Here is a 24,884-nt window from a genome sequence, read left to right on the forward strand (position 1 = left end):
GTGCCGGGCGGCCGGGTGTCAGCCGGCTGTGAGGGTGCGCCAGGGGCCGGTGTCGAGGTCGGCCGGAGTGCCGTCGAGGATCGCGGCGGTACGGGCCGCCGGGTCGAGGGCGACGGTGGCGAGACTCGCCCAGCGGCGGCCGAGCGGCTCGGCCGGGTCGGGCAGGCAGGTGACGGGCGGTTCACCGGGGCCGGTGACCAGGCACCGGGCGAGCGCGTCCGCCGTGGCCGGGGGCGACTGGAGACGGGCGAGCCGGGCCCGGACGAAGTCGTGGCGCTCGCCGGAGTCCGGCTGGTAGAGCCACGTCTTCTCCCCGGCCGCCGGAACCGGGGTCAGGAAGTGGTTGGTGCGCACCAGCAGACCGCGCTCGTCGGGGTCGACCGGGAACACGCCGACGGGGCTGAGGTCGAGCAGGGTCGCGTCCGTCCCGTCGAAGAGGGCGAACGAGCCGGAGGAGCCCAGCGGGGCACCACGGACCAGGTCGACGGCCTCGGCGACGCTGCCCGCCTCCGCGAGGACGACCGCCGCGAGGACATGGACCGGCACGCCGCCGATGCCGTCGCGGGCGTGGCCGAGAATGTTGAAGTGCAGGGCGAGACCCGCGCTGTTGATCCCGATCTTGCCGAGGATGCCGTCCTCGGTGAGGCCGACAACCGTGTGCCTTCCGCCGCGCGACTCCAGGGTGTGCCAGTGGGCGCTCAGTTCCACGTGCCAGTCCCAGGTCTGGACGCCGAAGGTGCGCGGCACGGTGGGGGTGACGGCGATGCCGCGGGTGTCGGTGGCGATGACGGCGGTGCTGTCGGTACTGGCGGTACTGGTGACGCTGGCGGTACTGGCAGTACTGGTGACGCTGGTGGCGCGGCGCACCAGGGTGGTGCACTCCCCCGGCGGGACGGTGGCGCTGCCGGCGAGGATCTCGGTGCGGGCGTTGAGGGCCGCCAGGCGCCAGACGTCCAGGCCGGCGCCGTCGGCGATGCCCTCGATCTCGGCGCGCGCGCCGGGACGGAACTCCCCGACCGCGTCGAGCGCGCGTTCGGCGTCGTCGCGGACCCGGGCGGGGGTGATGCCGCCGAGGGCGAAGAGGCGGTCGTAGACATCGAGCGCGGCGGGGAGGTGCGCGCGCAACTGCCCGCCGCGGGCGGTTCCCCGGGCGTACGGGTCGGCGGCGTCGACCCGCACATGGCGGCGGTGGTCGGGGCGGGGGATCGGCGTCGTGGTCACGGCTGGTCCTTCGGAGGCGCGGCGGGAACGGCCCGGGCGGCGGAAGCGGCCGGGGCGGCGGGAACGGCCGGGTGGCGGTGGAGCACGCCGCCGACCACGGTCGCGAGGACGGGATTCACCGCCTGGGCGGCCGGGTCGAGGTCGAGCGGGTTGGCGGCGAGGACGGTGAGGTCGGCGGTGTAGCCCGGGGCGATCCGGCCGAGTTCGCCGTCCGCCCCGGCGGCGTACGCGGCCGCGGTCGTCATGCCCCGGTACGCCTCGCGCGCCGTGATCGCCTGACCGGGCTGCACGGGCGCGGCGTCCGGGTCCTCGACGGGGCGGCGCAGTTGGCAGTCGGCCAGGCCGACACGCGGGTCACCGGGCCCGATCGGCCAGTCCGAGCCGAGCGCGACGACGGCGCCGTGGTCGAGCAGGTCGCGGGTGCGCCAGCCGTGGGCGGCACGGTCGGGGCCGATCCGGCGGGACCAGTTGTCGGTGCCGTCCGGACGGGTCTGCCGGGTCGCGTGAACGGGTTGCAGGCTGGCCACGACACCGAGGTCCGCGAACCGGGGCAACAGGTCGTCCGGGATCGATTCGAGGTGCTCGATCCGGTGCGGGGCACGCGGGGCGCGGCCGACCTCCTCGACGACGTCGAGGGCGAAGCGCACCGCCCGGTCCCCGATCGCGTGGGTGGCGGTGGGGATGCCGCGTTCGGTGAAGAAGCGGACGGCGGCGCGAAAGGCGTCGGTGTCGCGCCAGAGCGGTTCGCGGTTCTCGCCGTGGACGTCGGGGTGCTCGAACCAGGCGGTTCCGTTGTCGGCCGTTCCGTCGAGCATGAACTTCACCCCGTCGACGTGCCAGCGCCGACCCCCGAGGCCCTGGAGGGCGGCGATCGCCTGCCACACGTCCGGGCCGGAGTCGGCGGGCACCAGGGGGGAACACCGGACGCGCAGGGGCAGGTCGCCCCGCTGCTCCAGGTGGCGGAGGACCTCCTCGGAGGGCTCGCCGAAGTCGAGCGCGTGCAGGCCGGTGAGGCCGGAGCGGGCGAAGTGTTCGAGCCGGTCCCGGACATGGGCGGCGGCGGTGTCCAGCGACACCTCGGGATAGTGGGCGAACACCAGGTCCATGGCCTGGAGTTCGAGGACGTAGCCGGTGGGGCGGCCGGCCCGGTCGACGACGACGGAGGAGGCGTCGGTGAAGGTCTCGCGGCCGGTGAGACCGGCCAGTTCGACGGCGCGGGGGCTGAGGAGGAGAGCGTGGGCGTCGCGGGTGAGGAGGGAGACGGGGCGTCCGGGGAGGTGGTCGGCGAGGAAGGCGCCGTGCGGTTCGCCGTCGAAGATGTTGAGGTCGAGGTCGTAGCCGGTGATCCACTCCTCGGTGGGGCGGGGGCCGTCGTCGGCCGCGGCTTCGGCTTCGGCGGTGGTGGTGGCAGCGACGGTGGCGACGGCGGCGGTGGCGGTGGCGGTGGTAGGGACGGCAGCGGTGCCGACGGCCGGGGCGGCGCCGAGGCGGGCGAGAACCTCGGCGAGGGTGGCGGCGCCGGACAGGTCGACGCCGCTGCCGGTGGAGATCGCGCCCCAGACGGGGTGGGCGTGGACGTCGACCAGGCCGGGCAGGATCGCGGCGCCCGGGAACTCGTGGACGGCGGTCGCTGGGCCGCGCAGCGGGGCGAGGAGTTCGGCCGGGCCGACGGCGGTGATCCGGCCGGCGGTGACGGCGAGCCCGTGCGACAGCGGGGCGAGGGGGCGGTGGGTGTCCTCGGTCGGGCCGCTCGGGTCGGTCGGGTCGCTCGCGTCCCTCTGACCGGTCCGACGGCTCGGTTCTGTCGGGCCGCTCGGTTCCGTCGTGCTGCTCGGGTGGATCGGGTCGGTCAACAGCTCGACGGTGCGGGCGAGGAGGATGGTGTCGGCGTGCACGGGGGTGGGCTCTTTCGGGTCGGGCAGCGATGGACTATTGGCCACTTGAACAATAGTGGCGTGAGGCGAGCCCGCGGGATCTCAGGGGCGCGGAATCGTCCCCAGAACGCGGGACGCGGCCCAGTAGACGGTGGCCGCGACGGTCATCCCGGCCGGGACGGACAGGTCGACGCCGCCCAGGGCCGCCGCGATCGGACCGGTCCAGAACGTGGTGCGCACCCACAGCACGGCGGTGAGCGCGCCGACGGCCAGCGCCAGGACTCCCGCCAAGTGGACACCGCCGTGGTACCAGAACGGTCCGCCGCGTCGCTGTTCGAGCAGGTCGGGGCCGCTGTAGCGGTTGCGGCGCAGGACGAGGTCGGTCATCGCGACGGCCATCACCGGGCCGGTGACCACCACGACCAACTGGAGCATGGTGCTGACGCCGGTGAGGAAGTCGAAGACGAGGATCGCGTACAGCGTCATGGCCGTGCCGAGGGTCCCGATGACCAGCACCGCCGGGATCCGGGCGAGCCGGACGCCGACCGACTGGATGGCCAGACCCGCGCTGTAGGCGGTCATCCCGTTGTTGGTCATGGTGTTGACGACGACCGCGACGACGAACACCGGCACGAACCAGCCGGGCAGCACACCCTCCAGCGCGGCCTCCGGATCACTCATGTCGAGCCCGGTGGCGGCGAGCGCCCCGACCGCGGTGAACACCACGCTGGGCAGGTAGGCCCCGAGCGCCGTCCATCCGGCGACGGCGACCGGACTGCTGTCGGCCGGCAGGTAGCGCGCGAGGTCGGGACTGTTGCCGTAGGAGAGCGGCGCCGAGGCGACGAGCGTGAACCCGGCACCCAGCGCGGCCACCAGGGCGGCACCGGCCAACGGCTCGGCCGGCGCGCAGGAGAGGTCGGCGGCGGCGAGAACATATCCGGTGACGACGGCGAAGACCACGGTCAGCGCCACACTGAGGGCTGCGTAGAGGCGCACGATGAGGGCGTATCCGAAGATGGCGATCAGCAGCGTGCCGGCCGCGACCAGGCAGATCACCGTCGCGTCGACGACCGGACCGGCGGGCAGACCGAGCCGGGCCGCGAGGCCGATGCCCGCCACCGAGGCGGCCGACCAGTTCAGGGCGAGGTAGGCGGCCGCGATCAGCCAGCCCGCGACGACGACCATGACGCGGTTGCCCCGCACCCCGTAGACGGCCCGGGAGACGACCGACCCGCTGGTCCCGGCGACGGGCCCGGCCGCCGCGACCACGCCGGTGCAGATCCAGACCAGGTTGCCGACCAGGATCACGCCGAGCGCCTGCGGGAGGGTGAGTCCCATCAGGACGAGCGCGGCGCCGACGACGAAGCTGAGGTAGCTGACGTTGGGCGCGGCCCAGACGGCGAACAGGTCCCGGGGGCGCCCGCCGCGCTCCTCGTCGGGGACCAGGTCGATGCCCCGCGACTCGGGCCCCCCGGCCCGGGGGGCGGGTCCGGTGGCGGGGGCAGCGACTGGGGCGGGTCCGGTGGCAGGGGCGGGGCCGGAGGCAGGAACGGAAACCATGGCGGCGGGGCCCGCCTCGGCTCGCGAGCGGGAGCCCGGGGAGCCGTCGGCGGGTCTTGGGGCGGGCGTGGGGTCGGTCGATCTCATCGTGGCCTCTCGGGTCGGGTCCGGGGATCCGGCCGTCAGCCGTTCCAACCTTATTGGTCAGATGGCCAACTGCGTGTTGGGCACACATCCAATAGCGTGTCCCCCATGACGTCAAGACCTCAGGCCACCCGGACCCGCAAGCCCCCCGGCGAACGCCGCGCGGAGATCCTGCAGACCGCCGCGCACATCGCCCTGGAAGAGGGCCTGGAACGGATCACCCTGCGACGGGTCGCCGACGAGCTCGGGGTGCGCGCCGGACTCATCGGCCACTACTTCCCCGCCGCCGACGACCTGGTCACCGAGGCGTTCGCCCACGCCGCCGCCCAGGAACGCGACACCCTGCTGCCACCGGGCCGGACCGAGACCGACCGCTCCCCCACCGCCCGGCTCGCAGGCTTCCTGGTCCGCCTCACCGGCGCCGACTGCCTGGACCTCAGCCGCCTCTGGCTCAACGCCCGCCACCTCAGCCGGTTCAAGCCCGGCCTGCGGGCCGCCGTCCAGGAGCAGGAGTCGCTCACCCGCGCGGCACTCACCGCGCTCGTGGAGGAGGGCGTGCGCCGCGGCGAGTTCCGCACCGACGACCCGCTCGGCGCGACCCTGCACATCCTGGTCACCGTCGACGGCCTCGGCGCCTACGCCAACGACGACGCCGAGGTCGACCACCCGGCTCTCCAGAACCTCGCGATCACCGTCGCCGAGCACCGCCTCGACCTGACCCCGGGCCTACTGCGCGCCGCCGCACTCTGACACCGGCAACCCGCACCCCGGCCGACTCGGGCTGCGGGTGGCCGCGGCCTGCCCCAATCACCCTATTGGTCAGTCGACCAATAGGGTATCGCCAGTCGGAGTACCTCGCCGAACGCGAGAATTCGGCTCGGAAAACAGCTCAACCCCGATCAATCGGTCCAGGGCATCCGTCGACCATCCGATCGACCTTTGTGATTGCCCCCCGAAGTGATCCGCATTCCCGTCAGTACTGAGAAATTGATCGCGGTCGAGAGCAATCTCGCCTCACGATTGGCGGTCTCCGTCGTGGGCGATGACAAGCGGAAGGGTCCTGGTGCGGCGCCCGCCCTGCGCGGGCGCCGCACCGAGGCGAACCACCGACCGGAGCCCAGGGTCACGAAGCTTGAGCAGCCGTTGCTTCTCCGAATGAGATCGGTCGGTTTCTACCGGTCAGGAATGGCGTGGCTGGTTCGGCGGCAGGGATGACGGTGTCGTGCCGTCCTCCTGCGGAGGTGCCGGAAGCCGTCAGCCGTGGCGCTGTTGAGGGCGAGGGAGCAGGCCGCCCGTGTTCGGGTGGAGGAACTGCGCGCCGAGACGGACCGGGCTCTGGATGAACGCGCACAGGCGGAAGCCGTGCCGGAGCGACGGCTCGTCGCGGTGGCGGAGCCGGCCGGAGTCGGCTTGCGGGCGCGGAACCTGGCCGGGCGGCCGGATCTGGGGCCGATGCCGGCGAAGGTCGAGGGGAGCGGGTGAAGGCGAGGAGGCCGACCGGGCGGATCGACCGACGACCGTCCCGCGGCCGCGGCCGCGGTCCTCTGCGGGGGAGTCGCCTGGCATCGCCCGCCATTTGACGCCTTTCTGATGCCGTTGTCGACGAGACACCGGATCGCGTCGATCATCTGCCGGTGGCAGTACGCCTCCGGCCGCCCGCCCCCGCCAGCCATCCAGGCCGGCACCGGTAGCGGTGGCCGGACAGCCGACCACTCCGCGCCGCTCGGGTCGGACGGGTGGCGCCGCACACGTCCCCCGGAACCGGCCGCGTTCCCGTACCGGTGCGCGCGGCGATCACAGGCCGGGACGCCGAGTTGAACGCGGTGCCGGACGCCGAGGAGGACTGCGGCAGGCACCAGCGCCTCCTGGCCTGCCCGGACTTCGGCACCCACCAGTTGCAAGGAACTCCACCGGTCACCGGACACCCGGGAGCGATAACCCGTGGCGCCCGGACGTCCGCCCGGGAAAACTGGGCGCATGCATGTCGACTCATCCTCCAGCTCGGGACAACCACGGGACCGGAATGCCGTTGAGCACGTCCTCGGCCGCCCCCTGAGCCAGGCGTGGCCGCCTTCCGCACTCGCGCCCGGCAGCAGGGTCATGGTCGTCTCCGATCCACTGACCGGTGGCCCGTGGGAGGTGGACTTCCCTGGCAGCATCGACGACACGGGCGCCCCGGAACCCGTCCTGCACACCAGCGCGGAGCCCGGAGAGCTCGCGTACTGGGTCAGCTTCGACGAACCCCAGTACGACAGCGGCGGCAGCGGCCCCTACCGCAAGGCCCAGATCTGGGCGCGGTACCTGCGGCCCGCTCGAACCGACGCGCCATCTGATCGACAGAGCAACGACCGCTGAGTCGATCTGGGTTTGACGGCAGCTCACCGCTCGGCGGGTTAGTGCGTCGTTGAAGTCGGCTCCGGGTGGACGGCTACCGTTGTCGTACGGATCAGGGCGCGGTTCAATCAGGTGGGCCGGTCGCGCGGCCGGACCAGGTGAATCGGGGGCCCTGGTCCCTGCGGCGCCGAGCTTCAAGATCCGCGGGGCCGCTGCGGTGCGACCCGATCAGGGCCGGATCGCCTTCCTCAGGACCGCCGACATCGTCCACCGACGTCATCCACCGACGTCGTCCGCCGCGCCGCCACGGGGACAGCGGCCTTTCCCCCTGAGCGGTGGGGCGCCGTAGCGGCCGAGCTCCTCAGGACGCTCGCGGCGCGTTGGAACTGCGGCTCGGAACGGCGTCCCCACCACGTTCAGATCAATTCGGGTTCGCGGCACTCGGCCGGGGCCCGGCCCGCTGCCGAGCGACCGCAACACCACCGGACAAGGGCTGCCCGTGGGCCGGACCGATCCTCAGGATCAGGGCTGGGGCCATTCGGTGCGGGTCGCGAGGGTGGCGGGGCCGCGGGCAGGTGGAGTGCGGCGATGGCGGTCTTCGCCTTGGCGTCGACGGGGTAGCCACAGCGTTCGAAGTGCGGTGCGACGTCGTAGCCGACGGCCTCGGAGAGGTAGGCGGCGAAGGCGGTCGGACCGTTGAGCGGCGCGAGTGGGATCGCGTTCGCGCGGATGAGCTTCTCCATGGTGGTCCATGCCTGGTCTCCGGACTCCAGCCGGATCTGGTCCAGGCAGGCGACCTGGGACCAGCGGTAGGGCGAGGTGTTCTTCACGGCGTCGTCCACGCCGGCCTTCCAGCCGGCGATGTCCTTGAGAGCCTTGTCCCAGGTGGGTTTGTCGAAGGCGGGGAGTGCGGTGACGGCCCGCAGCGCCACGTTGCCGTAGATGTCCACGCCCCGTTCGGTGTACGTCGAGCCGAACACGGCCTTCGTCTGGTGCGCGTGGCCCATCTCGCGCCAGAGCGCCTGGTGAACCGGCTTGAGGAGCCTCTTGGACGCCAGGCTGGATCCGGTCCAGGACGGGCCGATCGCGATGAAGCCCTGGGTGGTGTAGGCGCCGCCCAGCTTGCGGTAGTCACTGAAGACGAAGTGGTAGGGCAGGGGGCTCCGACTGTCCAGGGCGGTGCTGCCGTCCAGTCCTGCAAAAGCGTCCTCGGCGGCCAGGCCCTGCTCATAGAGGTCCAGCAACCGGCCGAGGTCCTCGCTCCGGTAGGCCATTGCGGTGGCACACTCCAGCGTGAGGACGGTGTGGGCGGACATCAGCTGCACGCGGGGCGCCGCCGGCAGTTCGTCGAGCTGTCGCCGGAACTCCTCGGCGGTCGTGACGCCCTGCCGGAAGAACGGCTGGGGCAGGGCACCCGAGCCGGTGAAGTCCGCGATGGCACGGGGGTTCGAAGCCCGGCCACTGCGCCGCACCGCCTTCCGTCCCCACCGGGGCCGACCGGACGACGCGCCACCGGGCGGAATCCAGCAGCGGCGGGGACGCCGCGAGCACCGGCGCCACCGGCGGTCCTCACCTGCCGTCCTGACCGCCCGATCGCGCCGTTCGCCCGGCGCTTTCCCTCCTGCGACGCCGCAGATTCCGGCACCCTCGCCGCCCGAAACCTCCTCGATCGGCCGACCAGTCGAACGAGTGAATCCGGCGACGCCTCCGCCCCCTGCGAGCTCTTCGCCGACGAGGGCGTCCGACGGCGCCCCGGCCCGAGCCGGGAAGCGGCACTCGAACGGGCTCTCGCCGTCTGCGCACTGGGCTCCGGCGCTCCTCCAGCCACCCTGGGCAGCCGGCCGGAGGAGGCACCGGAGAGCCTGCGGGCTGCTCGAAATGTCCCTGTTCGACCCGGGCGCGCCCGGAGGAAATCCGGTTGAGCAGCCGATTCGAACAGCACCATCATCAGTCACCTCCGCTCCCGACCGGCCACCCAACTCTGCTTTCTCGAAGAACACTTGCCGGGCCCGGACGCCGATGTCCGGCTCCGCGCGCTCGAACACCGCCCGCGCCCGGGGGTCTTCGCGGAAGATCCCACCGGCCCGGCCGACGGCCTCACGTCCCCATGCCGTCCGGCCGTGCCCGACCACGACACCGAGGAGCCCGTTCAGTGATCGACTTCGGCCAACTCACCGCCCTCGCCGCACGCGAGAACATCGAACGGATCGGCGACGGTGACGGCATCGGCGTGCGCGACGCCCCAGGTCGGATCCCAAGGATCCGCAGATCTCCCCACGACGTCCTGCCGGGCCGGTGGGAGCATCCGGGCGGCGGCCGCGAGCACGGGGAAGCGATGCTCGCCGGCGCGGCCGGTCCGTCCTCCGGGAGGACGGCGTGAATCCGCTCGACAACACCCGCCGCCCGGCGGCCCTCAGGTCCCGCCGGCCCGGGGCGGAGCCGCCGACCCTGGTCGTCGGCGTCCACCTCGTCCTGCTGGAGAACGACACCGTACTCCTCGGCCGGCGCCGCAACACCGCCTACGCGAACGGCCTGTGGCACCTGCCGGCCGGACATATGGAACCCGGCGAGAGGGTCACCCGCTCGATGACACGCGAGGCCGAGGAGGAACTCGGCATCCTCGTCGCCGAGGCCGACCTCGACCTCGTCCACACCCTGCACCACCTCGACGCCGACGACGGCCGGAGCCGACTCCAGCTCTTCTTCCGCCCCACCCACTACCAGGGCCGCATCCGCAACGCCGAACCGGACAAGTGCGGCCAGCTGCGGTGGTGGCCGCTGGACGGGCTTCCGGCCGAGATCGTGCCCTACACCGCCCTCGCGCTCGCCGAGATCACCCGCGGCGGCACACTGTCGACCGTCGGGTGGCCGACGATCACGTGAACACCCCCTTCCCACAACCGATCGGAGCATCCACCATGCAGTCCCTGCGTCAGGCCGTGTGCCTCATCGTCCACGACGAGAAGGCGGGCAAGGTCGCCTGCATCCACTACGCCAACGACTCCTGGTCCACCGTTCCGGCCTGGACCGTGCCCGGCGGAAAGGTCGAGGAGGGCGAGCGACTCGACCTCGCCGCCGCCCGCGAACTCCACGAGGAGACCGGCCTCGTCGTCGACCCCGAGCGGTTGCGCCTGGTCCACACCGTCCAGGTCAGGGCCGGGTGGGACGGAAAGGGCCCGTTCCTGCTCTCCGTGTTCGCGGCGACCTCCTGGCAGGGCGAGCTGACGAACGCCGAGCCGGACAAGCACCTCGCCGTCCTCTGGGTCGACGCCGACGCGCTGCCCACCCCCATGTTCCCCACCTCGCACGCCGCCCTCACCACCTACCTCGCCGGCGACGGCCGCGGCTTCTCCACCCACGGCTGGGACACCTCCGTGGACCCGCGCGCCCTCGTCCGCGCCTGAGCAATCCGCTCGCCCCCGCCCGCCCCCGGCCCACCCGACTTGCCCCGGAGAGCACCGGTCCATGAATCCCACCACCGCCCCCCCGTTACCTTCTTCGTGGCCCCGCAATGGGGCCTCCGGCCTTCGGGTCCGGCATGACTTCCCCCCTTGTTGTTGATGATCCGGGGGGTGGTGTCACCAGGCCCGGAGGCATCGACGGACCGCTGATGAGGGGCGTGAGCACCGGCTTCACCCGAGCCGAAGAAGCTCTCCGTAACGTGGATGTGGCAGCTCGGTGCCCTGGCAAGGCCGGACGAAAGCGTGATGGAGGGGCCTGCGCGTGATCGACACCAGCGACATCGATGTCTTCCTCGGCTTGGACGTCGGCAAGGGCGAACACCACGCCACCGCCGTCACCCCGGTCGGAAAGAAGGCGTTCGACAAGCGCCTGCCAAACACCGAGCCGAAGCTCCGCGAGCTGTTCGCGAAGCTGAAGGCCAAGCACCGAACGGTGCTGGCAGTGGTCGACCAGCCGGCGTCGATCGGCGCTCTGCCGCTGGCAGTCGCCCGGGACATGGGCTGCCCGGTCGCCTATCTGCCGGGGCTGACGATGCGCCGGATCGCCGATCTCTGTCCCGGCGAGGCGAAGACCGACGCGAAGGACGCGTTCATCATCGCGGACGCTGCCCGCGCGATGCCCCACACCCTGCGCGCAATCGACGGCGAGGACGAGACCACAGCCGAGCTGGAGATGATCATCGGATTCGACGACGACCTGGCCGGCGAGGCCACCCGGGCCGCGAACCGGCTGCACGGTCTGCCGACCCAGATCCACCCGTCGCTGGAACGAGTCCTCGGGCCGCGATTGCAGCACCCGGCGGTCCTCACGCTGCTGCAACGGTTCGGGTCACCGGCCCAGATTCGCAAGGTCGGCAGACGGCGGCTGGTCACCTTGCTGCGGCCGAAGGCCCCGCGGATGGCCGAGCGGATGGCCGAGGAGATCCTTGCCGCGTTGGACGAGCAGACCGTGACCGTTCCGGGGACCGAGGCGGCCTCGCTGATCGTCCCGAGCCTGGCCGCCTCGCTGGCGGCCGTACTCGACCAGCGGAATCTGCTGGCCGGGCGGATCGAGGAACTCCTGGAGGCCCACCCTCTTTCCAAAGTCCTGACATCCATGCCGGGAGTCGGCGTCAGGACCGGGGCAAGGATCCTGATCGAGGTCGGCGAAGGCAGCACCTTCCCGACCGCCGGCCACCTCGCCGCCTACGCCGGACTCGCCCCGGCGACCCGGAGCTCGGGCTCCTCGATCCGCGGCGAACAGCCGTCCAGGAGAGGTAACAAACAGCTCAAACGGGCCTTCTTCCTCTCCGCTTACGCCTCTCTGGGCGACCCGACCTCGCGGGCCTACTACGACAAGAAGATCGCCCGGGGCAAGCACCACACCCAGGCCCTGCTCTGCCTCGCCAGACGCCGGGCCGACGTCCTCTTCGCGATGCTCCGCGACGGCACCCTCTACGAACCCCGACCCGAAGGGGCGAAGTGACGGTTCGGACTCGCCGGTCAGTCCTCCTCCGGCCGGAGCCGTCGGCGGGCGGCCTCAAGCCGCTGGTCGTAGTCAGGCGCGAACAGCCCAGGAATTGACTTGTCCAGTGTCCCGGCGATGCGATGGATCGGCGCCCAGACCGCCGGATCGTCGACAACCCGGCTCAGGTCCGTCATCTGCAGCTTCTCCAGCCAGTCCGACAACACCAACGCCTCGTCACCCGTGAGCTTGATCGTGACCTGGCTATCACTCATGCGCACCCCTACGGCTCGGCCCCGCCCTCGACCACACGAACCTACTGGCCTTCAACCTTGACCAAACACATAGGGGCACCCCCCGCCCGCCGTTCCCGGCGACGCCGACGAACTGCTGCGCCTGCGCGTCGCCGTCCTGGACGGCGGCCCGCTCACCGACGAGTGGCGCACCGTCTTCCGCGACAACATGCGCGAGCGCCTGGGCACCGACCCGAACCTGCTCGCCTACGTCCTCCCCACCGCCGGTGGCCTCGCCGCGTGCGCCATCGGCATCGTCTATCGCGGCTACCTCGGCCCCGCCTTCCCCACCGGTCTGTGGGGCCGCGTCCATACCGTGGCGACCGACCCCGCCCACCAACGGCGCGGCCACGGCCGCGCCGTCACCACCGCCCTCGTCGAAGCCCTCAAGGACCGCGGCTGCGGATCCGTCGAACTGCGCGCCACCGCCGCTGGCGCCGGCCTCTACCGCACCCTCGGCTTCGAACCCCTCGACGGCTTCATGGCGCTGCGCCCCGGCCCCGGCGGGTGGGTGCGGTGACCGCCACCGACCTCGTCGATCTCGCGCACCCGTGGCCGTTCTGCGAAGAGGTAGAAGGTGGTGGAGATGCTGACCGTAGGCTGCGGACGTGACCTACGACATCCACTTCCTGAGGGTCGAGGCGGGCCGCACCTTCGACGAGACCATGGCGGAGGTCAATTCCACGTACGACCCCGAGGCCGAACCCGGTCCGATGCGGCTGACCGGCGACCAGCGCGCCGCCTGGGACAGGCTCACCCGGCGAATATCCGAGGAGGTGGGTCCGATCACCTCCGAGGAGTACCTCTACAGCCTGACTCTGTGCCGCGACGGGCCCGCCGGTCGTCTTCGGCTGGACTACGCGGGAGACTCGGCCGCCATCGAGATCTCCTATCGGTACCCGGGACGAGCGGCACTACCGATCATGGCCGAGGCGTATCGGATCGCTCGGATCGTCGAGGAGGAGTGCGGCTTCGAAGGCTACGACGCCGAGGTCGACCAATCCGTCCGCACCGGTGATGTCGACGTGGCGGCGGCCGGACTCGGCGGTATCTCCCGATGGGCACAACGCCGTCTCACCTGATGAACAAGAGGTGCTCGCCAGGACGACCCGGGGAGGGCGTACGTCGGCCGAGGCGGCACCAACTCCGCCCGGCCACGCGGGCACCCACCGACCAGGAGCAGCCGCACGAGCATTCGAGGTGATCGGTTGAGCGGCACCATCCGGATCCCGCATGATGCCTCGTATGAATACGGAAACCTGCGACCCGGCCGAGTTGGCCGCGCTCCGGGAGATCTTCGCGTCCCGTTCCGAAGCAGTGCCGCCGGTCGGATGGGAGGCTGTGGGTGCCTTCGAGGCGGAGCACGGCGTCGTGCTGCCGGAGCCGTACCGCACGTTCGTGGCGGAGGTGTGCGACGGGTTGCGGGCGGGACCGCCCCACTACGGTCTGCTGCCCCTGCTTCGGATGCCCTCGGACTGGGGTCAGGGCCGCTCCGAGCGTCTTCTCGGCGAGCCCTTTCCGCTCACGGCGGCGTGGGTGTGGGAGAACGACGAGGAGGAGTTGTCGGAGGAGGAGTACGAGGCCCGGGTGGAACCCGTGTACAACCACGGCTCGCTGGTGCTCGGCACCGACGGCTGCGGCATGTACTGGCACCTGGTCGTCACCGGCCCGCAGCGCGGCCACGTCTGGCTGGTCGACGAGAACGGTGCTCTGCCGTTCGGGACCGGGCCCGACGCCTCTGTCATGCCGGGCACGCCCGGTTTCGCGGGGTGGGCAGCCCGCTGGGCCGAGGGATTGTACTGGTTCGCCAACTCCTGAGGTGGCGCGCTGACCCGACACCAGACCCGGCACCCAGACCCGGTGCCCGGACGCGGCACCCGGACCCGGACCCGGCGCCCGGACGTCCCGATCGTCCCGCCGGAGCGGACCGGAGAAAGGGGCGCTCGCCCCCGCCCCGGGGCGCCTTCCCGCTCAGCGCGCTACCGGTGCACTACCGCGCGCCCCCGGGGCAGACTGCCGGAGGTCTGGGCGAAGGCCCGCCGGGATGGGACGGTGTCCGGTCTCGGGAGCCGCACAGGACCGGACGGGGGCACGGAGCATGACAAGACGTTGGCTGGTGACGGGATGCTCGACCGGATTGGGGCGGGCGCTGGCTACGGCGGCGGCCGCGGCCGGGGACAGGGTGGTGGCGACCGCGCGCCGGCCGGAGGTGCTGGAGGAACTGGTTCGCGCGCACCCCGGTCGGATCGTCGCCGTCCCACTGGACGTCCGTGACGCCGGGCAGTGCGAGCAGGCCGTCGCCACGGCGGTGAAACGTTTCGGCGGTGTGGACGTGCTGGTGAACAACGCCGGGAACGGTGTGTTCGGCACCGTGGAGGAGGTCGGCGACCACGAGCTGCGCGACCAGTTGGAGACCCTGGTCGTCGGGCCGTGGCGGCTCGCCCGCCTGGTACTGCCGCTGATGCGGGCACAGGGCGGCGGGCTGGTCCTGAACGTCTCCTCGCTGGCCGGGCGGACGGCCTTCCCCGGCCTGGCCGCCTACGTCACGGGCAAACACGCGCTGGAGGGCATGACCCGGGCGCTCGCCGTCGAAACGGCCCCGTTCGGCATCCGGGTCGTGGCGCTGGCCGCGAGCGGGTACGCCACCCACTACGGCAGCTCGGTGAGCGACGCCGTCGGCCGCTCCCCCGCCTACCGCGCGACCACCGATCCGATGCGCGAGCAGTTGCGCGAGATGGCGGCCCTGCCGGACATCGGCCGCCCCGAGGACTTCGCCCGCGAGGTGCTCCGCCTGGCCGACGCCCCCGGCCCGCTGCCGGTCCGGATCCCGATCGGCCCCGGCAGCTTCGAGCACCTCAGCGCCGCCGCGCACGCCGCCCACGCCGAGCTCGCCACCGGTCGCGACCTGCTGGCGGAACGGGGACCGTCCGGGGGCTGACGGCCGCCCCGGCGGGTTCGGCCGCTGTTCAGCGGGGCGTGGCCCGGTCGATGATCTCCGACCAGACCCGATGCCTACGGTCGGGGGCCGGACCACTTCCGGGAGCGAACATGCACGACGACAACCACCAGTCCGGGCATCCGTGCGAGTGCCCGCGCACCGCAGAACTCGACGGGGACGGACCCGCCGCGGCCGGGCGCCGCCGGTTCCTGCGCGGGGCCGGCCTGTTGGGCGCCGGAGTCGGCACGGCGGGGCTCGGCCTGTTCGGCGCGGCGCCCGCCCACGCGGCCGGCCCCGGCACGGCAGACAGCTCCGGAACGGCAGGCGCCCCCGGCGCGGCAGGCGGCCCCGGCGATCCGGGGACCGCCCCGGCGAAGGCGACGAAGAAGCCCGCCGGAAAGCACCGTTGGCAGCCCGACCCGGACGCCCGCCGGTTCACCCTCGTCGTCATGCCCGACACCCAGTACCTGTTCGACCAGGACCGGATCCACCCGGCGCCGGTCGAGGCCGCGCTGCGCCACGTACTCGACGGCGGGGTCACCCGGGAGGACGGTTCGGACGACAACATCGTCTTCCTGGCCCACCTCGGCGATGTCACCGAGAACGGTCTGGCCACCGAGTTCGCCGCCGTCGGCAAGGTGTTCGGCCTGCTGGACGACGCCGGCGCGGCCTACGGGGTGCTGGCCGGCAACCACGACGTCCGCTCCTCCACCGACGACCGGCGCGGCAGCACCCCGTACCTGGAGACCTTCGGCCCGGCCCGGGCCGCCCGCACCTCCGGGTACCACTCCTCCAGCCCGGACGGCTACAACACCTGCCACATCGTCACGGCCGGTGGCCGCCCCTGGATGCTGCTCTCGCTCGACTGGCGGCTCTCCGACGCGGGCTTCGCCTGGGCCAACGCGGTGATCGCCGCCAACCCGAAGGTGCCGGTGATCCTGACCACCCACGAGCTGGCGTACGCCGACGACGGCGGCCGGGCCGAGCTGTCCGACTACGGTCACCAGCTCTGGGACCGGCTGATCAGCGGGAACGACCAGATCTTCCTGACCGTCAACGGCCACTACTGGCCGCCCGGCCGCACGGTGCTGACCAATAGGGCCGGCCACGACGTGCACGTCCACATCACCAACTACCAGGACCGTTACTACGGCGGCGCGGCGATGATCCGGGCGTACCGCTTCGACCTCGACCGCAACACCGTCGACGTCTCGACCTACTCGCCGTGGATCCAGGAGATCGCGGCCGAGGAGCGCAACACCCTGGCGGCGCGGCAGGTCGAGCTGACCTCGGACGTGGACCGCTTCTCGCTCGCGATCGACTTCGACCGGCGCTTCGCGGGCTTCGCGCCCGTCCCGGCGCGCCCCGCCCGCCGGGCGTCCGACCTGCTGGTCCGGGACACCGTGGCCTACTGGCGCTTCGACGGCGGCGGCGGCGACGGCACCGCGGTCACGGCCCGGCAGGTCGTCAAGGACCTCACGGGGCAGGGCAACGACCTGTTCCCGCAGAGCGCCCCCGGCACCCCGGACGGCGGACTCACCTGGTCTTCGGACCACCACCCGGACCAGCCGGGCCACGGCAGCCTGCTGTTCAAGGGCACCCGCTCGCCGGTGCGCGGCACCTACCTCCAGACCGCGCCCAACGCCCCGCTGAACCGGGAGACCTTCGAACACGGCTTCACCGTCGAGGCGTTCTGCAAGCTGCCCGCCGACTGGGACTCCGGCCGGAGCCGCTGGTCCGCCCTGCTCAGCCGCTGGGGGACGGCGGCCGAGGCGGGCCGGAGCGGCCCCGGCACGGATGCCGACGAGCCCGTCGTGACGCTCAGCCTCTCCGAGGCGCCCGCGCTCCAGTGGTGCGTCTACCCCGTCAACCAGACCGGGGCGTCGACGTGTTGGGGCCACCAGCTGCCGCTGGACCGCTGGTGGCACGTCGCGGTCGTCAACGACGGGAAGCTCAGCCGGATGTACGTGGACGGCTGCGAGGTGGCCCGCAACCCGGCGACGCCGGCCGTCGGGCTGGCCACCCTCGGGCGCCCCTGGATGGTGGGCGGCTACGCGTACGCGGGGGTGCTGGACAAGGTGTTCCACGGGTACATCGGCGATGTCCGGATCGTCCGCCGGGCGCTGCGGGTCAAGGAGTTCATGACCGGGTGACGAGACCGGGCAGCGGGAGGTCCGGACCGGTGCGCGGCAGTGTCGGGACCGGCCGCGGAACCGGTGCCGCGGCCGCCGGACCGCCCGCTCCCGCGCCCGCCCCGGCCTCCGCCGCCGGGTCGCACAGCGTCTTGGCGACCAGCGAACCGACCGGTTCCGCACCCCCCGAGCCGTCTCTGCCGACGAAGGGGTTGTACGACAGCGCGAACTGCCGCTCGCCGTCCCGGCTGCCGAGCAGCAGGGTGCTCCAGCCGGCCAGGCTGCCGTCGTGGCCCCAGGCGGGCCGGCAGCCCGGCCCCAGGTCGATCCGGAGCACGCCGAGCCCGTACGCCATGCCCGGGGTCGTGCCGGGAAGGGTGTCCGGCACCGTGTCCGTGAGCGCGGCCATCTCGGCGGGCCGCAGCAGCCTCCCGCCGAACAGCGCGGCATGGAAGCGGTCCAGGTCGGTGGTGGTGGAGATGCCGTTGCCGGCCGCGTCCACCACGGACGGGTTCAACCTGGTGATGTCGGCCGGCCCGGCCGGAAGGTCCAGGTAGGCGCGGGCGTGCGGGCCGCCGAAGCCGGTCCCGGAGCCGGGGAAGACGGTGTCGTCCAGGTGCAGCGGCCGGACGATCCGGCGTTCCACCTCCTGCTGCCAGGCGCGGCCGGTCACCTTGCGGACGATCATCCCGGCGAGCACGTAGTTGGTGTTGGAGTAGTGCCAGCCCTGCCCGGGCGCGAAGTACGGCGGGTGCTCGGCGGAGACCGCGGCGAGCTGCTCCGGCCGGTAGTCCCGGTAGCGCCACGTCCCGTGCGCGTAGTCCTCCAGCTCGGCCTCGTTCGTGACCAGGAAGCGCGTGTCCTCGGTGTAGTTGAACAGGCCGCTGGTGTGGTTGAGCAGTTGCCGGACGGTGATCGCGGAACCGTTGGGGACGACGCCCGGCAGGTGGCGCTCGACCGGGTCGTCCAGGCGCAGCCGCCCCTCCCCGACCAGTTGCAGCACCACCGTCGACACGAAGACCTTGGTCACACTGCCGATCCGGAACCGCCCGTCCGGCCTGGCCGGCTGCCCGGTGGCCAGGTCGGACACCCCGGCGGCACCGCGCCACGGGGAGCGGTCGACGCCGCGGATCTCGGCGAGCGCGGCGGTCGTCCCGCCCCGTGCCACGAGGTCCCGCAGCTCCTGCTGCCCCTCGACCCGGGGCCGGCGCTCGGCCGGGCCGGTCTGGCCCCCGGCCGCCACAGCCACCGTCGGGGCGAGCGCGACGGCGGTCACCCCCGCCAGGGCGGCGGCGGCGAACCGCAGCCCGAGCCGGCCGCGCCGACGGTCCGTCCACGTCTGAACGCTGGTCATGATGCCCCCTCCCGGCCCGGCCCTCGGGCCGCCGGGCACCAGGATCCCAGCCCGCCGGGCCGCGGCGCCTCCTCCTCAGGGGGTCGTCGCCGCTCCGTCCCGAGGACCTCACCGCCGGCCGAACGGCGGGGGCCGGGTGAGCACGCCCACCCGGCCCCGGCCCTCCCGTCCGCCGTCAGCCGGTCCGCCGCCGCAGCACGGTCAGGGCGACGCCGAGGGTGAGCAGCGCGGCGACGGCCGGCAGCAGGTCGATCGCCCGGTTGCCCGTCGGCGGGAGCACCGGCGGCTCGACCGGCGGGATCACGGGCGGCACCACCGGCGGCACCACCGGCGGCACCACGGGCGGGACGACCGGGGGCACGACGGGCGGTACCACGGGCGGCACCACCGGCGGCCGGACGGGCGTGTCGGTGCCGCATCCCGGCTCCGACGGGTCCTCGCAGTTCGCACCCGGGGTCCCGGAGGTGACGGCGTTGCGCAGCGTGCGCGCCCCGGTGAGGCCGGTCCGGACGGTGACCGAGTAGGTGACCGTGACGGTCCGCCCGACGGCCAGGGCGCCGCGCCAGGTCAGCCTGGGCGCGGTCCAGTCGAGCGTGCCGCCGTCCGCCCGGGCGTCGCCGTTCCAGGCGGCGGCGTCGAGCACGCCGCTCAGGTCGTCGGTGAACGAGGCGTCCTCGTACGCGGCGGCGCCGGTGTTGGTGACGGTGACGCGGTAGCCGACGGTCTCGCCGGGCGCGGCGCTGGCGGGGGCGGCGGTCTTGGTGAGGACGAGGGAGCGGACGGGCGTGACGGTGGCGCAGTCGGGATCGACGGCCGCGCGCCGGCGGTCACCCATCGGCAGCGGGCAGTTGGTGCGGTCGGGGCTGGTGACGGTGTTGCGGAGGGTCTTGTCGCCGGTGGGCTCACGGACCACGGTGACGGAGTAGGTGACGGTCGCGGTCGCCCCGGCGTCCAGGGTGCCGGTCCAGCTGAGGACGGGCGCGGCGTAGCCGACGGTGCCGAGGTCGGCCCGGGCGTCGCCGTTCCAGGTGGCGTTGCCGAGGACGCCGCTCAGGTCGTCGCTGACGGAGGCGTCGCGGTAGGTGGTGCTGCCGGTGTTGGTGACGGTGAGGGTGTAGCCGACGGTGCCGCCGGGGGTGGCGACGGCGGGGGCGGCGGACTTGCGGACCCGCAGCAGCGGGGCGGGCAGGATCTCCCGGCAGGCGGGGTCGGCGGAGCCGGCCTCGCAGTTGGAACCGGGGGCGGTGACGGTGTTGGTGAGCCGCTGGTCGCCGGCGAGGGTGGCGGTCACGGTGTAGGTGACGGTGGCCCGTGCCCCCTTGGCGAGGGTGCCGGTCCAGCTGAGGACGGGCGCGGCGTAGCCGACGGTGCCGAGGTCGGCCCGGGCGTCGCCGTTCCAGGTGGCGTCGTCCAGCACGCCGCTCAGGTCGTCGCGGAACGAGGCGCCGGGGTACGGGGCTTCGCCGGTGTTGGTGACGGTGACGGTGTAGGTGACGGTGCTTCCGGCCTTGACGTCCTTGGGCGCGCCGCTCTTATCGATCCGCAGGGAAGGCAGCGGGGTGACGGTGCCGCAGTCCCCGTCGCAGGTGGAGTCGGTGGGGCCGGTGACGGCGTTGCGCAGCACCTTGTCCCCGGCGGGCGGGCTGCCGACGGTGACGCTGTAGGTGATGGTGACCGGGGTTCCGGGGGCGACGTCGCCGGTCCAGCCGAGCACCGGCCGGGCGTAGTCGAGGGTGCCGGACGTCGCCCGGGCGTCGTCGTTCCAGGTGGCGTCGTCGAGAACACCGCTCAGGTCGTCGCTGACGCGGGCTCCGGCGTAGGGGGCGGTGCCGGGGTTGGTGAGGCGGAGGGTGTAGGTGACGCGGCCTCCGGGCACGGGGTCGGCCGGGTCGGCGGTCTTGCGGATCGTGAGTTCGGCGACGGGGGTCTCGGTGCCGCAGCGGCCTTCGCAGGTGGCGTCGGTGGGGCCGGTGACGGCGTTGCGCAGGACCTTGTCCCCGGCGGGCGGGCTGCCGACGGTCACGCTGTAGGTGACGGTGGCCCGGGCCCCGGCGGGCAGGTCGCCGCTCCAGTGCAGGCGGTCGGCGCGGCGTTCGACGGTGCCGAGGGTGGCGGCCGCGTCGTCGTTCCAGGTGGCGTCGTCGAGGACGCCGCTCAGGTCGTCGTCGAAGGAGGCGCCCGGGTAGGGGGCGGTGCCGGGGTTGGCGGCGGTGACGGTCCAGGTGACCTTGCCGCCGGGGCGGGCGGTGGCGGGGTCGGCGGTCTTGGTGAGGACGAGGCGGGCGACCAGGGTCTCCGTGGCGCAGGCCGGGTCGGTGCTGCCCGCCTGACAGTTGGAGCCGTCGGGGCCGGTGACGGCGTTGCGCAGCCGGTGGTCCCCGGTGGGCGGGGAGGCGACGGTCACGGTGTAGGTGACGGTGGCGGACGCCTCCTGGGGGAGGTCGCCGGTCCAGGTGAGGCGCCGGGAGGCGGGGTCGAAGGCTGCGGTCCCGGTGGAGGCGGTCACCGCGTCGTCCCAGACGGCGTCGTCGAGGACACCGCTCAGGTCGTCGGTGAAGGTGGCGCCGCGGTAGGTGGCGCGGCCGGTGTTGGTGACGGTGACGGTCCAGGTGATCCGCTCGCCGGGGCGGGCCTCGGCCGGGACGGAGGTCTTGGCGATCGCGAGGGTGGCCAGCGGGGTCACGGTGGCGCAGGCCGGGTCGGCGGTGCCGGGCGGGCAGCTGGAGTCGGCCGGGCCGGTCACGGCGTTGCGCAGGACCTTGTCCCCGGTCGGGGGCTTGGCGACGGTGACGGTGTAGGTGACGGTCACGGTGCTGGAGCGGGCCACGTCGCCGGTCCAGGTGAACCGCCGGGCGGCGGGGTCGAAGGCGGTCGTCCCGGTGGAGGCGGTCACGGCTCCGTCCCAGACGGCGTCGTCGAGGACGCCGCCCAGGTCGTCGGTGACGGTGGCGGCGCGGTAGTCGGCGTCGGCGCTCAGGTTGGTGACGGTGAGGGTGTAGGTGACGGTGTCGCCCGGGCGGGCGCTCGCGGGGGCGGCGCTCTTGCGGACGGTGAGGGTGGGCCGGGGGATGACGGACCGGCAGTTCGGATCGGTGGATCCGGGCGGGCAGTTGGAGTCGGTGGCGGTGGCGGTGTTGCGCAGGTAGGTGTCGCCGGTGTTGGTGACGGTGACGGTGTAGGTGATGGTCGCGGTGGCGCCGACGGCCAGGTCACCGGTCCAGGTGAGGATCCGGCTGCCAGGGTCGAAGGCGGTGCTGCCGGAGGTGGCGCTCGCCGTGTCGTTCCAGGTGGAGTCGTCCAGCACGTCGGTGAGGTCGTCGGTGAGCCGGGCACCGGGGTAGGGCGCGGTGCCGTCGTTGGTGACGGTCAGGGTGTAGGTGACGGTGTCACCGGTCCGCGGGTTGTCCGGGGTACCGCTCTTGGCGACCTTGAGCGAACGGACGTCCGTCTCGGTGGAGCAGGCCGGATCGGTGCTCCCCGCTGGGCAGTTGGTGCCGTCGGGGCCGGTGACGGCGTTGCGCAGCCGCTTGTCGCCGGCGGGCGGGCTGCCGACGGTGACCCGGTAGGTGACTGTGACCGTGGCTCCGGCCGGGACGTCGCCCTGCCAGCCGAAGCGGCGGGCGACCGGGTCGAAGGAGGTGGTGCCGGAGGTGGCGGTCACCGCGTCGTCCCAGCTCGCGTCGTCCAGGACGCCGGTCAGGTCGTCGGTGAAGGAGGCACCGGAGTAGGTCGCGCGGCCGTTGTTGGTGACCGTGACCGTCCAGGTCAGCTGCTCGCCGGCGGCGACGGTGCCGGCCGAGGCGGTCTTGGCGATCGCGAGGGTGGCGAGCGGGGTCTCGGTGCCGCAGGACGGGTCGGTGCTGCCGGGCGGGCAGCTGGAGTCGGCCGGGCCGGTCACGGCGTTGCGCATGATCTTGTCGCCGGTCGGGGGTGTCCGCACGGTGACCGAGTAGGTGATGACGACCGTCTGTCCGACCGCGATGTCACCGGTCCAGGTCAGTCGGGAGGCCCCGGCGTCGTAGGAGGGCTGGGTCGGCGTGGGCGTGCCCCCGCTGCGGGCCACGGCGTCGGCGCGGTAGTCGGCGTCATCGACCAGGCCGGACAGGTCGTCGGTGAGGGTGACCCCGGTGCGGGGGACGCCGCCGGTGTTCTCGGCGGTGATGGTGTAGGTGACGGTGTCGCCGGGCTTCGCGGAGGTGGTGGAGACGCTCTTGGCGAGCACGAGTCCGCTGATCGTCTCGTCCGTGGCACAGTCCGGATCGGTGCTGCCCGCCGTGCAGTTGGACCCGTCCGGGCCGACGGCGCGGTTGGTGAGGCGCTTGTTCCCGGCGGGCGGTGAGCCGATCCGCGCCGAGTAGGTGACGGTGACGGTGCCGCCGCGGGCGACCGTGCCGGTCCAGCGCAGGGTGCGGTCGGCGGGGGTCCAGGTGACGGGACCGGCGCCGGAGCCGTCGGCGTTGCGGGCGGTGGCGTCGTCGTTGTAGACGGCGTCGTCGACCACGTCGGTCAGGTCGTCGGTGAGGGTGGCACCGGTCCAGTCGGCCTCGCCGTCGTTGGTGAGGGTGACCGTCCAGGTGACGGTGGAACCGGGCTGCGGGGCCTCGGGGGTGACGGACTTGCGGATCGCCAGCCGGGCGACCGGGACCTCGGTGGTGCAGGCGGGGTCGGTGGAGAGCGCGCCGCAGTTGCTGTCGGGCACCGTGACCGCGTTCCGCAGGACACCGTCCCCGCCGGGCGGGTCGCCCACCCGGACGGAGTAGGTGATGGTCACCGTCGCCCCGGGTGCGAGGTCCCCGCTCCAGCTCAGGGTGCGGCTGGCGGGGTCGTACGCGGGCCGGTTCGCGGTGGGCGTGCCGCCGACGGTGGCGGCCGCGTCGTCGTTGTAGGCCGCGTCGTCCAGCACCCCGCCGAGGTCGTCGGTGACGGTGGCCCCGGTCACGGGCACGGCGCCGTCGTTCCGGGCGGTGACGGTGTAACGGACGGTGCCGCCGGGCTTGGCGGTCGTGGTGTCGGTGGTCTTGGCGACCACCAGCTTGGAGGTCAGGTTGGGCGCCACGGCGCAGCTGGCCAGGTCGGTGATCGGCCAGGAGCCGCCGGACTCGGAGCTGATCCGGCCGGTCTGGTTGTCCTGGGCGTTGCCGCCGGCCACCTGGACCGAGACACCGGTGCGCGGGTCCGCCCGATAGAGCGCGCCGCCGTAGTAGCCGAGGTAGATGGCGCCGTCGAAGAAGGCCATGCCGTAGTTGTTGAAGCCGTTGCCGGCGCCGGCGCCGCTGAGCCGGACGGCCTGCGCGGTGGTGCCGGTGGCGGGGTCGAGCCGGTAGATGTAGGTGGAGCCGGAGTAGACGATCCCGTAGTACACGCCGCCGTCGACGTCGACGAAGATGTCCGGCACCAGGGTGCCGGACGCGAACACCGGGTCGTTCGCCGGGACGGAGGTGAGGGTGCTGCCGCGCGACCAGGTGCGGGTGGCGCCGGTCGCCAGGTTCATCTCGAACAGCACGGGGGCGCCGCCGTTCTGCGCGCCGTAGAGCATGCCGGTGCGCGGGTTCGCACCCAGCCCGCCCCAGTTGACGCCGCCCGGCAGGTTGCGGGTGGCGCCGCCGGCGATCTGGTCGGTGACCGTGTCGGTGCCGGAGACGTGCTTGTAGAGCTTGAGGTTCGAGGTGGTGTAGCTGGAGTAGAAGGCGGCGACCCGGCCGGTGTCGGGGTCGGTGCCCATCGCCATGTTCGTGGACCAGTAGTCCGGCAGGCCGCTGCCGACCCGCTTGCTGATCACCGTGTTGCGGACGGTCGCGGCGCCGGCGGCGTCGTTGGCGAACTCCATGCCGGAGCGGTAGTTGCTGTAGTACAGGTGGTCGCAGTCGAAGGCGGAGGGGATGTTCTGGCCCTCCACCGTCCAGGTCTGGGCGTAGGCGGGCCCCGCTCCGGAGAGCACCAGCGAGGGCAGGACGAGCAGCAGTGCGAGCAACTGGGCGAGCCTGCGCTCGACGGACGGACCGAAAGTGGCGAGTGGCCTCACGACACGACTCCTGTGGGCTGGCGGCGGCAGTCACAGAAAGTCACAGCATGAGCTGATCATCAAACACCCACTCCGACGGTTGATCTGATGATCACTCGTCCGGATGCGGATCGGGCCCTCGTGGGCGGGCCCCGCGGAGCGCCCGCACACCGCCCCTTGCAGCGCCC

General features: G+C 73.0%; 18 protein-coding genes. 11 read left to right on the top strand and 7 right to left on the bottom strand.

Annotation, left to right across the window (positions count from 1 at the left end):
• Nucleotides 1-18: 18 nt before the first annotated feature.
• Genes ACIQ9P_RS08770 through ACIQ9P_RS08780 form a run of 3 tightly spaced genes read right to left on the bottom strand, consistent with a single transcriptional unit; the run spans nucleotide 19 to nucleotide 4,655 of the window.
• Nucleotides 19-1,221 (bottom strand): C45 family autoproteolytic acyltransferase/hydolase, encoded by a 1,203-nt coding sequence (locus ACIQ9P_RS08770; protein ID WP_402351958.1) that lies wholly within the window; start codon nucleotides 1,219-1,221, stop codon nucleotides 19-21.
• Nucleotides 1,218-3,161 carry an amidohydrolase gene (locus ACIQ9P_RS08775; protein WP_402351961.1) on the bottom strand — a complete coding sequence of 648 codons (1,944 nt, stop codon included), beginning with the start codon at nucleotides 3,159-3,161 and terminating at the stop codon, nucleotides 1,218-1,220. Before ACIQ9P_RS08775 ends, ACIQ9P_RS08770 begins: the two co-directional genes overlap by 4 nt.
• Nucleotides 3,162-3,197: 36 nt before the next feature.
• Nucleotides 3,198-4,655: a purine-cytosine permease family protein gene (locus ACIQ9P_RS08780; RefSeq protein ID WP_402351964.1), complete on the bottom strand. Its 1,458-nt coding sequence runs from the start codon at nucleotides 4,653-4,655 to the stop codon at nucleotides 3,198-3,200.
• A 192-nt stretch (nucleotides 4,656-4,847) separates the two neighbouring features.
• Between ACIQ9P_RS08780 and ACIQ9P_RS08785 the strand changes: the two genes are divergently transcribed.
• Entirely contained in the window at nucleotides 4,848-5,489 is a 642-nt protein-coding gene (locus ACIQ9P_RS08785) for a TetR/AcrR family transcriptional regulator (protein WP_402351967.1), read from the top strand.
• 1,350 nt (nucleotides 5,490-6,839) lie between these two features.
• Entirely contained in the window at nucleotides 6,840-7,094 is a 255-nt protein-coding gene (locus tag ACIQ9P_RS08790; protein ID WP_402351970.1) for a ferrous iron transport protein A, read from the top strand.
• 395 nt (nucleotides 7,095-7,489) lie between these two features.
• On the opposite strand, the gene ACIQ9P_RS08795 is transcribed toward ACIQ9P_RS08790, so the two are convergent.
• Nucleotides 7,490-8,545 (bottom strand): M60 family metallopeptidase, encoded by a 1,056-nt coding sequence (locus tag ACIQ9P_RS08795; protein WP_402351972.1) that lies wholly within the window; start codon nucleotides 8,543-8,545, stop codon nucleotides 7,490-7,492.
• A 680-nt stretch (nucleotides 8,546-9,225) separates the two neighbouring features.
• Between ACIQ9P_RS08795 and ACIQ9P_RS08800 the strand changes: the two genes are divergently transcribed.
• From ACIQ9P_RS08800 to ACIQ9P_RS08815, 4 genes are all read left to right on the top strand, one after another.
• Nucleotides 9,226-9,453, top strand: a complete 228-nt coding sequence (locus tag ACIQ9P_RS08800) for a hypothetical protein (RefSeq protein ID WP_402351975.1) — start codon at nucleotides 9,226-9,228, stop codon at nucleotides 9,451-9,453.
• Nucleotides 9,450-9,956 (top strand): NUDIX domain-containing protein, encoded by a 507-nt coding sequence (locus ACIQ9P_RS08805; RefSeq protein ID WP_402351978.1) that lies wholly within the window; start codon nucleotides 9,450-9,452, stop codon nucleotides 9,954-9,956. Before ACIQ9P_RS08800 ends, ACIQ9P_RS08805 begins: the two co-directional genes overlap by 4 nt.
• Nucleotides 9,957-9,991: 35 nt before the next feature.
• On the top strand, nucleotides 9,992-10,477 hold the full coding sequence (locus ACIQ9P_RS08810) for an NUDIX domain-containing protein (RefSeq protein WP_402351981.1): 486 nt from the start codon (nucleotides 9,992-9,994) through the stop codon (nucleotides 10,475-10,477).
• 319 nt (nucleotides 10,478-10,796) lie between these two features.
• Nucleotides 10,797-11,999 carry an IS110 family transposase gene (locus ACIQ9P_RS08815; RefSeq protein ID WP_402351984.1) on the top strand — a complete coding sequence of 401 codons (1,203 nt, stop codon included), beginning with the start codon at nucleotides 10,797-10,799 and terminating at the stop codon, nucleotides 11,997-11,999.
• Nucleotides 12,000-12,016: 17 nt separating this feature from the next.
• Here ACIQ9P_RS08815 and ACIQ9P_RS08820 read toward each other — a convergent pair whose 3' ends face one another.
• Complete coding sequence (locus ACIQ9P_RS08820; protein ID WP_402351987.1) at nucleotides 12,017-12,253, bottom strand: hypothetical protein; 237 nt, start codon at nucleotides 12,251-12,253, stop codon at nucleotides 12,017-12,019.
• Between the two features lie 136 nt (nucleotides 12,254-12,389).
• Here ACIQ9P_RS08820 and ACIQ9P_RS08825 point away from each other — a divergent pair, with 136 nt between their 5' ends.
• The 5 genes from ACIQ9P_RS08825 (at nucleotide 12,390) to ACIQ9P_RS08845 (ending at nucleotide 17,362) form a co-directional block, all read left to right on the top strand.
• Nucleotides 12,390-12,791, top strand: coding sequence for a GNAT family N-acetyltransferase (locus ACIQ9P_RS08825; protein ID WP_402352711.1), 402 nt, complete (start codon nucleotides 12,390-12,392; stop codon nucleotides 12,789-12,791).
• 88 nt (nucleotides 12,792-12,879) lie between these two features.
• On the top strand, nucleotides 12,880-13,353 hold the full coding sequence (locus ACIQ9P_RS08830; RefSeq protein WP_402351990.1) for a hypothetical protein: 474 nt from the start codon (nucleotides 12,880-12,882) through the stop codon (nucleotides 13,351-13,353).
• A gap of 151 nt (nucleotides 13,354-13,504) precedes the next feature.
• Nucleotides 13,505-14,089: an SMI1/KNR4 family protein gene (locus ACIQ9P_RS08835; RefSeq protein ID WP_402351993.1), complete on the top strand. Its 585-nt coding sequence runs from the start codon at nucleotides 13,505-13,507 to the stop codon at nucleotides 14,087-14,089.
• Nucleotides 14,090-14,369: 280 nt separating this feature from the next.
• The gene (locus ACIQ9P_RS08840) at nucleotides 14,370-15,209 is read left to right on the top strand and encodes an SDR family oxidoreductase (RefSeq protein WP_402351996.1); all 840 of its coding nucleotides are present in this window, start codon (nucleotides 14,370-14,372) and stop codon (nucleotides 15,207-15,209) included.
• Between the two features lie 110 nt (nucleotides 15,210-15,319).
• The gene (locus tag ACIQ9P_RS08845) at nucleotides 15,320-17,362 is read left to right on the top strand and encodes a LamG-like jellyroll fold domain-containing protein (RefSeq protein ID WP_402351999.1); all 2,043 of its coding nucleotides are present in this window, start codon (nucleotides 15,320-15,322) and stop codon (nucleotides 17,360-17,362) included.
• Here the strand turns inward: ACIQ9P_RS08845 and ACIQ9P_RS08850 are convergent.
• On the bottom strand, nucleotides 17,349-18,695 hold the full coding sequence (locus ACIQ9P_RS08850; RefSeq protein ID WP_402352002.1) for a serine hydrolase domain-containing protein: 1,347 nt from the start codon (nucleotides 18,693-18,695) through the stop codon (nucleotides 17,349-17,351). The two genes, ACIQ9P_RS08845 and ACIQ9P_RS08850, sit on opposite strands and share 14 nt — an antisense overlap.
• 175 nt (nucleotides 18,696-18,870) lie before the next feature.
• On the bottom strand, nucleotides 18,871-24,717 hold the full coding sequence (locus ACIQ9P_RS08855) for an internalin (RefSeq protein WP_402352005.1): 5,847 nt from the start codon (nucleotides 24,715-24,717) through the stop codon (nucleotides 18,871-18,873).
• Nucleotides 24,718-24,884 lie beyond the last annotated feature (167 nt).

The sequence above is a fragment of the Kitasatospora sp. NPDC094019 genome (assembly GCF_044764505.1).
Lineage (GTDB): Bacteria > Actinomycetota > Actinomycetes > Streptomycetales > Streptomycetaceae > Kitasatospora.